Below are 14,175 nucleotides of genomic sequence, written 5' to 3'. Positions count from 1 at the left end.
CGCTGAACTGCCGGTTTCTGTCACCTGCCAGAAATATCAATATTTGAAATTTTTACAGTGCTGCTGCGCTGCGGGCTCGCTCGTTCCGGATTTGGTCTTTCTGCTGATAATAACAATTAGGTAAATACTGATGGCTGAAATAAACATGCAAAACTCTGTTGAAAATGAGGCGCTTGGTAAGAAGCTGTTCTCAATGATCGTGGTGGCTGACACCCACCTCAGTGAGCAGGATATGGTGTCTAACTCGCCGTTTCCGGTGAACCGGCTGGCGAATGGCCGGATGAAATATGTGGTGCAGGATATAAACGCGCTGGCACCGGATTTTGTGATTAACCTGGGGGATCTGATCCACCCGGTGCCCGGTGTGCCTCACGCGTATAAAGATGCAGTAGCACGTTTTCTTGAACAAACCTCCAATCTGGAATGCCCGCAGTATCTGGTACCGGGCAATCATGATGTGGGAGATAAACCCATCGACTGGGCCCCGGCCGGCGTGGTGTGCGATGACTATCTGGCGTTATGGGAAGAATACTTTGGCCCGCACTATTATGCCTTTGAACATAAAGGCATTCATTTTCTGGTGGTCAATGCATCGGTCATTAATACCGGTATGCCCGCGGAACAGGCACAGCAGGCATGGCTGGAAGATTATCTCCGGCAGCATGCCGGCGAGCGTTTCTTTATCAATATTCATTACCCGCCGTTTCTTACCGAACCTGAAGAACCGGAACATTACGACAACATTGCTGAGCCTGGTCGCAGCTGGTTGCTGGGGCTGATGGATCAGTATGAGGTTGAAGCCCTGTTTGCCGGGCACGTCCATAATTTCTGGTATAACCGCTTCGGGGTCACGGATTGTTATCTGCTGCCATCGACGGCGTTTGTCCGCCAGGATTACAGCGAAATGTACCGGGTACCACCGCTGGAGAATGAAGAGCATGGCCGCAACGAAGACGCCAAACTGGGATACTTGCAGGTGAATGTGTATGAACATGGCCATGTGTGCCACAGTATCCGTACCTATGGCCAGTTGGGCGGCGAACAGACGGTATTATCTGCACAGAATCGCTGTACACCGGTGCATCCGCTGGAACAAGACCATGCGCCGCTGGGGTTTGATCTGCGCCAGACCTGGTCTGAAGTATTGGAAATACCGCCCTCCGGCGGGCTGGATGAATTCATCCGTAAGCCGGTCCGTAATGATTATCCGCTGATGGCGCTGTGGGAAATGGGCGTGAAAAAACTGCGGGTTCCACTGCATGATCTGCAGGATGATTATGTCCGCGAACGGATGGCGGTGTTACAGCAGCATGGCCATGAATTTACCGTCTTCAGTTTTGGTCTGCTGAATGAAACGGAGCGGGATTGTCTGCTGCAGCATCAGGCACTGCTGAGCAGTTGGGAGCTGGCGTATGCCAGTCAGGATCTGGACAAGGTGGCCGGGCAGTTACGCAGCCTTAAACCGGTGCTGGACCTGCCGGTGTATCTCTCCCGGTTACATACTCACGCCGATGTGAAACAAAACGGTGACCGCTATTTCCATGTCATCAACCATGGTTTTAAGCTGGATGATCAGTCCCGGATGCAGGAGGTTCTGGACGGGTGTGATCTCAGGGGAGTGATTGCCGGTTTTGTCTTACGGATCGGCCTGAATCAGTCGCCGGCAGACGCGGTTGCTGCTGCAGCGGAAATGGCTGCGACGATGGAAATGCGGTGCTCGCTGCATCTGCGGCTGGCAGGGGAAAACCCTGCCGAAGCTAATTATGATGACGGCGCCATTGCCCGGCGAATCGCCAGCAGCCTGATTGCCGCCAAGGCGCAAAACAGGGTGGATGTATTCGTCGATACCTTTGCCGATAACGACCGTGGCTATTTTGTCAAAAACGGTGTGGTGGACCGCCGCTACAATCCCCGCAGTGCCAGCCTGGTGGTGAGTAATCTGTATTCAGAACTGCTGGGGGTTACCGGGCTGCAGCCCATCGGCAGCGAGCAGGCTGAACATTGTGAGGTACAGCTGTTCAGCAGTGATCAACAGGTGTTTGCGCTGGTATTGCCGGAGCAGCCTGTTTATCTCAAACAGCTCAGTATGCCCTGTGTCGTGGAAGGGCCTGCCCGTTTGGCGGATCTGAAAATAGGGGAGGTGATGCCGTTGGAGTGGCAAGCGGGTGATAAGGGTCTGCTGCTGGATACAGAGGTGCTTTATCAGCATCCCTGCCTGATCCGCTGGCAAAAAGGCTAGCAACCGGCAGGTAAAAAAAACGCAGCTCAGGGCTGCGTTTTTTATATCTGAAGCGATTTACTTCATTTCTTCAATCTGGCGGCGCAGATCGTCGATCTTGGACGTCATGACTTTTTCCAGGTGATCCAGATCGTTCATCATGCGTTTCTTCGGATCCATCTGGCTGTCTTTTTCACGGGTCGCATTCAGCTGTTTGAGCTCATCAATGGCGTGCATCAGCTCAGGGTTAATGCTTTCCATCTGGTCGAACGCCTTAGAGTTACGGGCTTCGATTGGCAGATAGTTACGGCCACGCATGAAAGAAAATTTCTTGCTGCGGGACAGTAAAGAACCTTTTGGACGCTTGTAGTAGATCTTGAGTACATCTACTTCGCCCTGATGCTGTACAGTGTATTTATCGATGTTATCGACAGAGGTAATGCCCATCTTAGTCAGGGTAGGATACTTAGACATTATTGCGTGTTCTCATTCAGGGGTTATCAACGCTTGGATAACCGGGCTCAAAAAATATGTTATTCATCCGGGCATTACAGTAACAATATTCTCATTACTACCGCAATGGCTACTTTAATCAGTATAGATGAGGCTTTGCCGGTACGGAGCACTCAGACCGTAAGCGGCTGACCGGAACACTGTACTTCTTGTGGAAGTGCGTTGTGCCGGTAATCATGGATTACATGTTTCTTATTATTTGAGCTGAGACAGCTGAGGGAAGCTTTGTTCAGTGAGCTGAACGTGTTTCTTTAGGACTGTTTCAGGTATGCCGTCCGACCTGTGTATCTGGGGGAACTCTCTGCAGAAACGCTTGCATTTGGCAGTGTTTCTGTGGAGACACACAGAAGCTGTCGGACGATGGCGGCTATTCTATGCTCATACCTTAGTAGGGCTTAGGGCCAGTGATTTGTTTAAAATGGCACCAGAAACAAGGCCGTTTCCGGTGCCGGGAGGGCGCGTTGAAACAGGGCTTCAGCGTGCGCGGCGGCCGTGTTTGGCGATCATTTGCAGAATCTCTTTAAAGACTCCGTTTTCCAGCCGTTCAGGTAGTTCCAGCGCCAGGCTGTGGCGGTAATACGTACTCAGGTCCAGGCCGAAACCCAGCGCATAAAGTTCGATATCACCACGGGTTTCCAGCATGCCGGCCACCTGTTGCAGGTGATTATCCAGATAATCTTCCGGGTTGTTCTGGTTGGTGGCGGTTTCCATCGGGCAACCGTCGGACAGAACAATCAGAATGCGCCGTTCTTCTGAACGGGCGGTCATCCGCTCAGCGGCCCAGAGCAGGGCTTCACCGTCGATCCCTTCACGGAACAGGCTTGGCTTGAGCATCGCCGCCATATCCAGACGGGCGCGTTTGATCGGGGTGTCGGCATCTTTATAAATAATGTGTTCCAGTTCCGTCAGGCGGCCCGGATTTTCCGGTTTGCCACGGCGCTGCCACTGTTTATAAATTTTACCGCCCTGCCAGCCCCGGGTGGTGAAGCCCAGCACTTCTGTGCTGGCACCAGCCTGTTCAAGCGCCCGGCACATGATTTCCATCAGGGTAGCAATGGAGGCGATGTGAGTTTTCATCGACCCGGTGTTATCCATCAGGAAGGTGACCAGACAATTGCTCTTTGGCTGATAACGCTCCCGGCGGAAGATCTGCCGGTATTCAGGAGATGTCACCAGACGGGTCAGGCGCTTGGCGTCCAGATGTCCGGATTCTTCACCGAAGTTCCAGCCGTCCAGTTCCGGTGAGGAAAGAATAGCTGCCAGATCGCGGGCCAGACGGGGTACGTTTACTCCCTGACCTTTAATGCGCTGTTCCAGTTCTTCACGCAGGCGAATCCGCTGATCTTCAGACACCAGTTTGCTGGCATGAATAACCCGGTCGTTTTCAGTGGAATAAATTTTATATTTTTCCAGCTGCAGCATGAGTTCCCGGTAATCGCTGGCAGTGACCTGCGGGCCGTTCACGCCCATGGTACCTTCCAGACCGGCATCCGGATAAAGAATCAGGCCGAAGCTGTTTACCAGTTCTTCCATGTCTTCATCGGAGGTGTCGTCATCCTTTTCTTCGCCTTTATAGGCTTCAACCAGCTCATCAACCACCGCAATGATGCCCAGCGCCTGTTCTGCGTAGGCTGCCTGGTCGTGATTCATCCTGCGGATGTTGGTCATGTACTTGCCGGTGTGCGGTGCCAGCATCATCCGCTGCGGTTCGATCAGCTCTTCGGTGATTTCCATCACGTGATTAAGCGTCAGGCGGCTCCAGAACATCTGGCCGATGGTATACACCAGCAGACCGACATGGCTTTCTGTCAGACCGGAAGAATGGAACTGAAAACACCATTGTTCAAAACGGTGCTGCAGATTTGCTTTCATACCCGGATAACAGTCAGGTACCAGAGACTCAACCCGCAACTGTTCCATCAGTTCGAATAACAGCTGACCCACCGCGGTTTTAGGAATCAGGGAACGGTGCAGTTCAATATCACTGAGTTGCAGACGCAGGGCGATGCCGTCAGCAGCGCCCCGGAAAGAACCGAAGTCATCACTGTTCAGATCCGGTTGCAGGTGCGGGGCACGGATGCCGGAAGGCTTACCGCCAATTTCCGGCCGGCGACCACGGAAACGGAACTGAGGTTCATTCGCGGCGGCACGTACGATCGCACCACAGATCTCTTCAACCTGTTGCTGCAGTTTCTCGACCCGGGGAGCGTTTTCCTTTTCTTCCCTGCCCAGCTCGGACATTTCCAAATTAGTGCTGGCCATCTGCCATTACCTCAGCAGCCTGATGGGCCCAGGATTCAGACAGTTCCTGATTAAAGCAGCGTTGGAAGAATTCAGCGATCATCGGCTTCTCAGCTTCGTCACACTTGTTCAGGAATGACAGGCGGAAGGCAATGGCCGGGTTGTTAAAGATTTCGATGTTTTCCGCCCAGGAAATAACAGTACGCGGAGACATCAGGGTAGAGATGTCACCGGCAGCAAAGCTCTTACGGGTCAGATCAGCCACGGCGATCATAGATTCAACCAGTTGCTTGCCTTTTTCATCGTTGAAGCTTGGCAGGCGTGACTGGACGATTTTCACTTCGTCATTGGTCGGCAGGTAGTTCAGCGTGGTCACAATGTTCCAGCGGTCCATCTGGGCCTGGTTGATCATTTGCGTACCGTGATACAGACCGGTGCTGTTACCCAGACCGACGGTGTTTGCAGTGGCAAACAGGCGGAAGTGGCTGTGCGGGTGAATAACTTCGTTCTGGTCCAGCAGGGTGAACTTACCGTCACGTTCCAGAATACGCTGGATAACGAACATTACGTCAGGACGGCCGGCGTCGAATTCATCAAAGATCAGCGCAGTCGGACGGCGCAGTGCCCATGGCACAATGCCTTCCTGGAATTCAGTAATCTGCTTGCCATCGCGCAGCACTATGGTGTCTTTGCCCACCAGGTCCAGACGGCTGATGTGGCCGTCCAGGTTGATCCGTACGCAAGGCCAGTTCAGACGGGCTGCAACCTGTTCGATGTGGGTGGACTTACCGGTACCGTGCAGGCCCTGAACCATCACGCGGCGGTCACGGCTGAAACCGGCCAGAATGGCCAGCGTGACTTCAGGGTTAAACTGGTAGGCAGTATCGATTTCCGGGACGTGATCATCACGTTCGCTGAACGCCGGTACTTTAAGGTTAGTGTCGATGCCGAAAACATCGCGTACTGAAATCATGATATCCGGTTGTTGTACTTTAATATCGGACATATTCCTACCTGTTAAATGTTGGTGTTAAAGGTGCTGCAAGGCGCTTGTCGGCAAAATCAGGCACATAAAACGGTTTGTTATTAAGTGGCGTATCTGTCCGCTGAAAACACAGAACTGAAAACATCAGAAGAGACACATTACGCCGATTATGGATGTAGTGTACTGTAGGCGTAAAGGATGGGCCTGTGCCAGATTTTACCTTTGCATATGGCCAACCGTTCTATATGGCTAAAGGGGTAGGCCAAAAGGTTATGAAAGAGGGCGGTCGCAGGTGTAAAGCAGGTGAGGGGAGAACGCCCACCTGCGCAAAAAGGTCAGGCCGGAAACCGGACTCAGAAAGTGCTGATGACCAGACTGACGCCGATAATGATCAGCAGGAAGAATGCCAGACGGCGCATATTCGGTGTGGTTAGCGGTGGCGGATAACGTTTGCCGATCCAGGTAAAGAACATCACCACCGGAATACAAAGCACTGAGTACACCAGCATATCCCACGTCAGACCGCCCTGAATGCCGACAATTGCCGTACGGGCGACCGAGCTGCTGAGAAAGATCGTCATCAGGCACAGACGGATTGTCAGCAGTTCAAATGGCTGACGGTAAAACAGGTATACCAGCGGCGGTCCGGCCATGCTGAACAGGCCGGCAAGAAAACCGGCGGTGGCACCGGAAGCGGTGAAAGCCAGATCCGGTGATGGCTTTTCCAGTGGCTGGGGTTTCAGCATGATCATCAGGCCACCGAGAATGATGGTGATACCCAGTAACAACTGCAGCAGTTCGCTGAATTCTTCACTCATATAATCCAGCAATACCAGGCCGGCAATGACGCCGGGCAGAATGCCGGCGGTTGTCAGCATAACCTTGCGCCAGTCCACCGCTCTGAGATTACCTTTCAGGGCGAACAGGCCGTTAATCAGGGTAACGGCACTGATCACTACCGCCGTAAAGGCAATCGGCACCAGATTAATGGCAGTGACTGTACCCATCACAATCATGCCCAGCGCAAAGCCGGTGACTGTTTGCACATAGGTTGCAAAAGCAATGATGCCGGTAAACACCAGCAGGGTTATGAGGTCCATCAGATACCTGTCGATTATTCCAATAAGCGAAGCGACACATGGATGTTGTTATTGGAATCAGGTCGCGGGAAAAACGGGGCGCAATCATACGCGCTAACAGCTGGCTAAAACAACCCCCTGTGAAAGGCGTGTCTGTCTGCGTGCCTTTGCGGAAATCTGTTTGCGACCTGTTCCGCCCCGGGAAATTCGTTTTCAGGCAGCTTTTGGGTGTGCGTTTAATTTTATTAAACCTTGCATATAAAAGGTTTAAATATCACTGAAGGTATAGTCAGATATATGATGAAAAAAGATAACTAATAACTTTACGGAATAAACCGGGCTGATCAGAACCCATCATAACTACAGATTCTGACAGACGGAGTATTACGTCAGCGGATATAACTGACCCCGGGGTGAGGGCGGTTTATTTGCGGTATGTCTGCGAATTTTGCACAGGAACCGGGAATAGCGTTTTCGGGTTTCTGTTATAAGCTTATAGCTTTATGTTTTTACACGCGGGGAGTGAGGCCCCGTCGCTTTCAGAAAGCCTTGGTCCCATAAGGGATTTATGACTGGCCTTTGCCTGAGAGCAGTGCAATTTCTAGCATGTTTGGCAGCATCGGGGTTTTTCAGGTTTTAATTGTGCATCCACTGGCAATCCGGAAAACGCCTCAGCCAAACAATAAAAAATTCACATTAAGTGAATCGCACCTGAGCCGGCAGTACGGTTCAATGTTAGGGTGATAATAAATATGACAAGCCAAGCCAGTAAGATTCCGGTCGCTTCGGGTCTGCCAGAATTTGAAGATCGCGCGAATCAGGAGACCAAGTACACCACGTGTTACATGTGTGCCTGCCGTTGCGGTATCAAAGTAACTGTTGAAGATAACAAGGTTCGCTTCATACAGGGTAACCCGAACCACCCGATCAACAAGGGTGTGCTTTGTGCGAAGGGTAACTCCGGTATCATGAAGCAGTACTCTCCTGCGAAACTGAGTTCCCCTCTGCTGCGTAAGCCGGGTACCGAGCGTGGTGCCGGTGAATTCGAAGAAATTTCCTGGGATCAGGCACTGGATATTATGGAGAAGCGTCTTTCTCATATCCGTGCAACCGATCCGCGTAAACTTGCTTACTTTACCGGCCGCGACCAGATGCAGGCCCTGACAGGTATGTGGGCAAGCCAGTTCGGTACATACAACTGGGCAGCGCACGGCGGTTTCTGCTCCGTAAACATGGCAGCCGGTGGCCTGTACACCATGGGTCACGCGTTCTGGGAATTCGGTGATCCGGACTGGGATAACACCAAATACTTTATGATGTGGGGCGTGGCAGAAGACCACAGCTCTAACCCGATTAAACTGGGCCTGAAAAAGCTGAAAGAGCGCGGTGCCAAGTTTGTTGCGGTTAACCCTGTCCGTACCGGTTACCAGGCAATTGCCGATGAGTGGGTTGCGATCCGTCCGGGTACCGATGCCGTCCTGGCGCTGTCTATGGTTCACGTACTGCTGAAGAACCAACTGGTTGATGATGAATTCCTGATTCGCTATACCAACTCTGCGCAGCTGGTGGTTCACTCACCGGGTGAAATGGGCGATGGCCTGTTCTATCGCGGTGAAGGCGTTAAGAACATGCAGGGCGAGCCGCAGGTATGGGATCTGGTTAAAGAGCAGTTCGTGGATGCGAACCTGCCGGATATCAACCCGGCACTGTTCGGTGAATTCACTGCACCGGATGGCCGTAAACTGCGTACTGCAATGAGCATCATGCTGGATAAGTATCTGGATGAGCAGTATGCCCCTGAAAACGCCGCAAAAGAATGTGGCGTCGCAGCCGAAGACATTGAGCGCATGGCGCTGGAAATGGCGCACGTTGCTTTCAAAGAAACCATCACTATTGATGTTGAGTGGACTGACTGGGCTGGCCGTAAGCAGGACAAGTTCATCGGACGTCCGGTTTCCATGCACGCAATGCGTGGTATTTCCGCACACTCTAACGGTTTCCAGACCTGCCGCGCGATTCACCTGCTGCAGGTACTGCTGGGTACGGTTGACTGCCCGGGTGGCCACCTGGCCAAGCCGCCGTTCCCGAAACACATTCCGCCTGGAATTAAGCCAGCGAAAGAATGTGCACCGAATACACCGCTTAAGTCACCACCACTGGGCTTCCCAACCTGCCCTGAAGATCTGGCGATTGATGAAAACGGTAACCCGCTGCGTATCGATAAGGCATACAGCTGGGATGCACCGGTTTCCTGTCACGGTCTGATGCACATGGTGATCAGCAACGCCGTTAAGGGCGATCCGTACAAGATTGATACTCTGATGCTGTTCATGGCGAACATGGCCTGGAACTCCAGTATGAATACGGCGCAGACCATGGACATGCTGACTGCGAAAGAAGAGAACGGCGAATATAAGATCCCGTACATCATCTGTTCAGATGCGTTTAACTCTGAAATGGTGGCGTACTCTGATCTGGTACTGCCGGATACCACGTATCTGGAACGTTACGATACCATCTCTATGCTGGACCGTCCGATCTCTGAGCCGCACGCGGCCTGTGACTCGGTACGTATCCCGGTTGTTAAGCCTGACCGTGACGTGATGTCCTGGCAGGAAGTAATGGTAGAAATGGCCGGCCGTCTTGGCTTCCCTGCATTCACCAAAGACGGCGGTGAGCGTAAGTATTCTTCTTATAAAGACTTCATCGTCAACTTCGAGAAAGAGCCGGGTATCGGCTTCCTGGCGGGTTACCGCGGTAAGGATGGCGATAAGTCTCTGCGCGGTGAGCCAAACCCACGTCAGTGGGAAGCGTACGAAGAGAACGAAGGCTTCTTCGAGATGCATCTGGAACCTAACCAGCGTTATATGCGTCACGCCAACCTGGATTACCTGACACTGGCTAAAGAAGCCGCGTGGGTCGGTTCTACCAAGCAGATCGTGATCGAACTGTACTCTGAGAAGATTCAGTCGTTCCGTCTGGCGGGTCAGGGCTTGTACGATGGCCCGATGCCAACTGAAGAGCACCACAAAGAGCGCCTGGTGAAGTACTTCGATCCGCTGCCAACTTACTATGTACCTCTGGAAGAGCAGCGTATTGACCGCGAAGAGTATCCGTACCACGCGGTTAACCAGCGTCCGATGTTCATGTATCACAGCTGGGACAGCCAGAACGCCTGGTTGCGTCAGATCATGTCGCAGAACTACCTGTTCATGAACCGTGTTGCTGCGGAACGTGACGGCATTGAAGATCTGTCCTGGGTCTGGGTTGAGTCCCACAACGGTAAAATCCGTGTTCAGGTTAAGCTGATGGAAGGCACTAACGAGCAGACCGTCTGGACCTGGAACGCAATTGCTAAGCGTGGTGGCGCATGGGGTCTTTCAGATGACTCTAACGAAGCCACCGACGCTTTCCTGATGAACCATCTTATCTCCGAGCTGTTGCCGGCGAAGGGCGATCAGAATGACCGCGTAACCAACTCTGATCCGGTCACCGGTCAGGCTGCATGGTACGACCTGCGCGTTAAGATCACCCCGGCCGCGCCTGGCGAAACCGGTGCGTGGCCAAGCTTTGGCGCGCTGAAGCCGCAGCCTAATGCTGACGCTTCACCGGATATGCTGAGCTATACGTCGCATAAGAACGTTAATCTGGTTCGCCCGATGTCAGACATTCTGACTCGTGGTGAGAAGTAACTGCAGACGGAGAATAACAAGATGAAATTAGGTCTAGTAGTTGATCTGGATACCTGCGTAGGTTGTCACGGTTGTGCGACTGCGTGTAAGCAATGGAACACTTCCGGCACCATCGGTCCGCTGGCGGATAAAGACCCGTACGGCCGTGACCCTAGCGGTGCCTGGCTGAACCGGATCCGCACCTATGAAGTGGATGACAGCCCGAACAGTAAAACAGTGAACATGCCGATGTCCTGCATGCACTGTGACGATGCGGCCTGTGTCACTGTGTGTCCGACCGGCGCTTCTTATAAGCGCAGCGAAGACGGCATCGTGCTGGTTGACCAGGATAAGTGCATGGGTTGTAACCTGTGTTCCTGGGCATGCCCGTATGGCGCCCGTGAGCTGGATCCAAACGAAGGTACCATGAAGAAGTGTACCCTGTGTGTGGACCGTATTTACGATGAAAGTCTGCCGGAAGATGAGCGTAAGCCTGCCTGTGTACTGACCTGTCCGACCAAGTCCCGGGTATTCGGTGACTTTGATGATCCGAACTCAGAAGTCAGCCAGCTGGTACGTGACCGTGCCGGTAAGCAGCTGATGCCTGAACTGGGCTATAACCCGGTCAATACTTATCTGCCGCCGCGTAACAAGCCGGTTGTAGAGCAGTACCAGCCGTCACTGAAAGCCACTGTTAAAGGCTGGGTGAACAAGGTTATCTCCCGTTAATCCGGGAATCATCAATCGCTCCGGTGCCTGTCTGATATAACGGATCATGCACCGGTAAGAACAATAACAGTTTGTCCGGTATATGCTGAATTACCGCGACAAACCGGCCAGCTTAAATGCGCTGGCCAAAACGGAGACACGAATATGCATCCGGCTTTTTCCGTACTTGTATTTACCGTGATGTCGGGCGCCGGCTACGGCCTGATTACCCTGATGGTAATCGGACACCTTAGCGGCCTGTCACAACTGCAGGATTCTGCTGTACTCTTAAGTGCAGGTATCCTGTCTTTCGTCATGATTTCAGGTGGTCTGTTGTCCTCAACGCTGCACCTGGCAAATCCTAAGAACGCATGGCGTGCATTCAGCCGTTTCAAGACCTCATGGTTATCCCGTGAAGCGGTGTTTGCGATCCTGCTGTACCCGTTCATGCTGATTTACCTTGGCGCTATCTGGATGGAAATGACCGGCGCACTTGTAACTGCCGCAGGTATTCTGACGGCTGTACTGGCCATGGTGACACTGTTCTGCACCAGCATGATTTACGCCAGCCTGAAAACGATCCGCCAGTGGAACTCTTCCCTGACGCCGGTTAACTACATTGCCCTGGGTCTGATGTCCGGTGCGGTACTGCTGGCAGCGGTGCAGTCACTGGTAGGTGGCGATCTGGCCGGTGTACTGCAGCAACTGGCACTGGCACTGGTTGTGCTGGGCGCAGTCTGCAAAGTGATCTATTTCTTCTGGATCGGTAAACCGGCCGGTAGCACCATCAACACGGCGACCGGTTTTACCCAGGCAAGTGTTCGTCTGCTGGATCAGGGTCATACCTCTAACAGCTTCCTGAATGATGAATTCGGTTACACCGTTGCTGCAAACAAGCTGGTGCGTCTGCGTCTGCTGATGCTGGGTGTTGCCTTCGTGGTGCCATTCCTGCTGCTGCTGAGCGCCAGCTCTGCACTGCTGGTGATTGCTGCGGCGTCAACCATTGCCGGCCTGCTGGTTGAGCGTTGGTTGTTCTTCGCTGAAGCGCGCCACGTTGTACGTCTGTTCCACGGTGATCAGCGGGTGTAAAACACCCGGCTGAGTACCTTTTAAAAAATCCAGAGTTGGCCCTGCTGCTCTGGATTTTTTGTCTCTGGCAGAGTTATCCGCTGTTAAGTGCACAGCGTCTGTCAGCCTGTTTTGCTTCGTTTGGCCACCATAACTATTAATCCCAGGCCAGCTTTTTGTCCGGAGGAGTTGAATATGAATTTCGCAACCCGTAACCCTTATAACAATCAACTGATCGAAGAGTTTGCCTTTCTGTCTGATGCAGAAGTGGAAAACCGTCTGACGGCGTCCCGTGAGGCTGCTCTGCACTGGCGTAATACCAGCTTTGTTGAGCGGGCCGCGCTGGTACTGGCCATCGGCAGCAAGCTGAAAGAGCGCCGCCAGGAGATGGCAGAAACCATCACGCTGGAAATGGGTAAGTTGCTGAGTGAAGCGCTGGGTGAAGTGGATAAATGTATCGGTGCCTGTGAGTTTTATGCAGAACATGCGGAAACCATGCTTCAGGATGATCTGATCAGTACACCGGCAAGCCGCAGTCTGGTTAGTTATGAACCGCTGGGCACCGTGCTGGCGATCATGCCGTGGAACTTCCCTTTATGGCAGGTATTCCGTTGCATGATCCCTAACCTGATGGCCGGTAATGCAGTATTACTTAAGCATGCGCCAAACGTACCGCGCAGTGCCAAAGCCATTGAGCAACTGCTAACAGATGCCGGTGCGCCGGAAGGGCTGTTTGCCGATCTGACCATTTCGGTTGATCAGGCGGCGAAGGTGATAGCCGATTACCGGGTACACGGGGTGGCATTTACCGGCAGTGAAATGGCTGGCCGTCAGATCGGCGCGTTAGCAGGCCAGCATCTGAAGAAAGCAGTACTGGAGCTGGGCGGTTCTGACCCGCTGATCATTCTTGATGATGCGGATCTGGAAGCCGCAATGGATGTGGCCATGCGGGCCCGTTTTGCCAATGCCGGTCAGATTTGTATCGCTGCCAAGCGTTTCCTGGTGGTATCCAGCCGGATGGCCGAATTCACTGAGATGGTGGTAGAGCGGAGCCGGGCGTTACAGGCCGGTGATCCGATGCTGGCAGAAACAACTCTGGCGCCAATGGCCCGTCCGGACCTGCGTGATAAGGTGCACCAGCAGTTAAAGGCAACCGTTGCGGACGGCGCCAGACTGCTGACCGGCGGGGATGTGTTACCGGGAGACGGTTACTTTTATGCGCCGACCGTACTGGCAGACGTTGAGCTGGGTATGACCGCTTTTAATGAAGAAATCTTTGGTCCGGTTGCGGCCATTATTTCGGTGCGTGATGAAGCGGATGCCATTGCACAGGCGAATGCTACCCGCTTTGGTCTGGGAGCGAGTATCTGGACGCAGGATGTTGCCAAAGGTGAGCAACTGGCCCGCTGTCTGGATGTGGGGGCTGCATTCATTAATTCACAGGTGGCCAGTGATGTACGTATGCCGTTTGGCGGAACGAAAGCATCGGGTCTGGGCCGGGAGCTGGGTGTGAACGGTATCCGTGAATTCTGTAATGCTAAAAGTGTTTGGGTTGCCTGACAGACGATTTAGGTGAAACATTGAAAAATGGCCGCACTTGCGGTCATTTTTATTTGTTTTAGCAGCTGTTCGCGGATTTAGCGCTATACTTGGCTCCAGAAAATTACCGGCACTGGTTCTAGGGATATTGCT

Annotated in this window: 9 protein-coding genes; 5 read left to right on the top strand and 4 right to left on the bottom strand. The window is 52.9% G+C overall.

Going from position 1 to position 14,175, the window contains the following annotated elements:
• Nucleotides 1-130 precede the first annotated feature (130 nt).
• On the top strand, nucleotides 131-2,239 hold the full coding sequence (locus PCI15_RS15855; protein ID WP_271270907.1) for a metallophosphoesterase family protein: 2,109 nt from the start codon (nucleotides 131-133) through the stop codon (nucleotides 2,237-2,239).
• 57 nt (nucleotides 2,240-2,296) lie between these two features.
• Here PCI15_RS15855 and PCI15_RS15850 read toward each other — a convergent pair whose 3' ends face one another.
• From PCI15_RS15850 to PCI15_RS15835, 4 genes are all read right to left on the bottom strand, one after another.
• Nucleotides 2,297-2,692, bottom strand: coding sequence for a DUF3461 family protein (locus PCI15_RS15850; protein WP_271270906.1), 396 nt, complete (start codon nucleotides 2,690-2,692; stop codon nucleotides 2,297-2,299).
• A 513-nt stretch (nucleotides 2,693-3,205) separates the two neighbouring features.
• Complete coding sequence (locus PCI15_RS15845; RefSeq protein WP_271270905.1) at nucleotides 3,206-4,993, bottom strand: cobaltochelatase CobT-related protein; 1,788 nt, start codon at nucleotides 4,991-4,993, stop codon at nucleotides 3,206-3,208.
• Nucleotides 4,980-5,978, bottom strand: coding sequence for an AAA family ATPase (locus PCI15_RS15840; RefSeq protein WP_271270904.1), 999 nt, complete (start codon nucleotides 5,976-5,978; stop codon nucleotides 4,980-4,982). Before PCI15_RS15840 ends, PCI15_RS15845 begins: the two co-directional genes overlap by 14 nt.
• A gap of 332 nt (nucleotides 5,979-6,310) precedes the next feature.
• Nucleotides 6,311-7,057 carry a sulfite exporter TauE/SafE family protein gene (locus PCI15_RS15835; protein WP_271270903.1) on the bottom strand — a complete coding sequence of 249 codons (747 nt, stop codon included), beginning with the start codon at nucleotides 7,055-7,057 and terminating at the stop codon, nucleotides 6,311-6,313.
• Between the two features lie 731 nt (nucleotides 7,058-7,788).
• Between PCI15_RS15835 and PCI15_RS15830 the strand changes: the two genes are divergently transcribed.
• The 4 genes from PCI15_RS15830 to PCI15_RS15815 all read left to right on the top strand — a co-directional run bounded on the left by PCI15_RS15830 (nucleotide 7,789) and on the right by PCI15_RS15815 (nucleotide 14,043).
• Nucleotides 7,789-10,728 carry a molybdopterin oxidoreductase family protein gene (locus PCI15_RS15830; protein ID WP_271270902.1) on the top strand — a complete coding sequence of 980 codons (2,940 nt, stop codon included), beginning with the start codon at nucleotides 7,789-7,791 and terminating at the stop codon, nucleotides 10,726-10,728.
• A 21-nt stretch (nucleotides 10,729-10,749) separates the two neighbouring features.
• Nucleotides 10,750-11,436: a 4Fe-4S dicluster domain-containing protein gene (locus tag PCI15_RS15825; protein ID WP_271270901.1), complete on the top strand. Its 687-nt coding sequence runs from the start codon at nucleotides 10,750-10,752 to the stop codon at nucleotides 11,434-11,436.
• A gap of 144 nt (nucleotides 11,437-11,580) precedes the next feature.
• A complete protein-coding gene (locus tag PCI15_RS15820) occupies nucleotides 11,581-12,504 on the top strand; it encodes a dimethyl sulfoxide reductase anchor subunit family protein (RefSeq protein WP_271270900.1) in 924 nt (307 codons plus the stop codon).
• 174 nt (nucleotides 12,505-12,678) lie between these two features.
• A complete protein-coding gene (locus PCI15_RS15815) occupies nucleotides 12,679-14,043 on the top strand; it encodes an NAD-dependent succinate-semialdehyde dehydrogenase (RefSeq protein WP_271270899.1) in 1,365 nt (454 codons plus the stop codon).
• Nucleotides 14,044-14,175 lie beyond the last annotated feature (132 nt).

This window comes from Aliamphritea hakodatensis (genome assembly GCF_024347195.1).
GTDB lineage: Bacteria > Pseudomonadota > Gammaproteobacteria > Pseudomonadales > Balneatricaceae > Amphritea > Amphritea hakodatensis.
Note: the sequence above shows the minus strand (reverse complement) of the source record. Positions and strands in the feature narration are given on the sequence as shown.

Bases quoted from the DNA above. Each gene is read 5' to 3' on its own strand.
- PCI15_RS15855 (WP_271270907.1), top strand. From the start codon at position 131: ATGGCTGAAATAAACATGCAAAACTCTGTTGAAAATGAGGCGCTTGGT.
- PCI15_RS15850 (WP_271270906.1), bottom strand. From the start codon at position 2,692: ATGTCTAAGTATCCTACCCTGACTAAGATGGGCATTACCTCTGTCGAT.
- PCI15_RS15845 (WP_271270905.1), bottom strand. From the start codon at position 4,993: ATGGCCAGCACTAATTTGGAAATGTCCGAGCTGGGCAGGGAAGAAAAG.
- PCI15_RS15840 (WP_271270904.1), bottom strand. From the start codon at position 5,978: ATGTCCGATATTAAAGTACAACAACCGGATATCATGATTTCAGTACGC.
- PCI15_RS15835 (WP_271270903.1), bottom strand. From the start codon at position 7,057: ATGGACCTCATAACCCTGCTGGTGTTTACCGGCATCATTGCTTTTGCA.
- PCI15_RS15830 (WP_271270902.1), top strand. From the start codon at position 7,789: ATGACAAGCCAAGCCAGTAAGATTCCGGTCGCTTCGGGTCTGCCAGAA.
- PCI15_RS15825 (WP_271270901.1), top strand. From the start codon at position 10,750: ATGAAATTAGGTCTAGTAGTTGATCTGGATACCTGCGTAGGTTGTCAC.
- PCI15_RS15820 (WP_271270900.1), top strand. From the start codon at position 11,581: ATGCATCCGGCTTTTTCCGTACTTGTATTTACCGTGATGTCGGGCGCC.
- PCI15_RS15815 (WP_271270899.1), top strand. From the start codon at position 12,679: ATGAATTTCGCAACCCGTAACCCTTATAACAATCAACTGATCGAAGAG.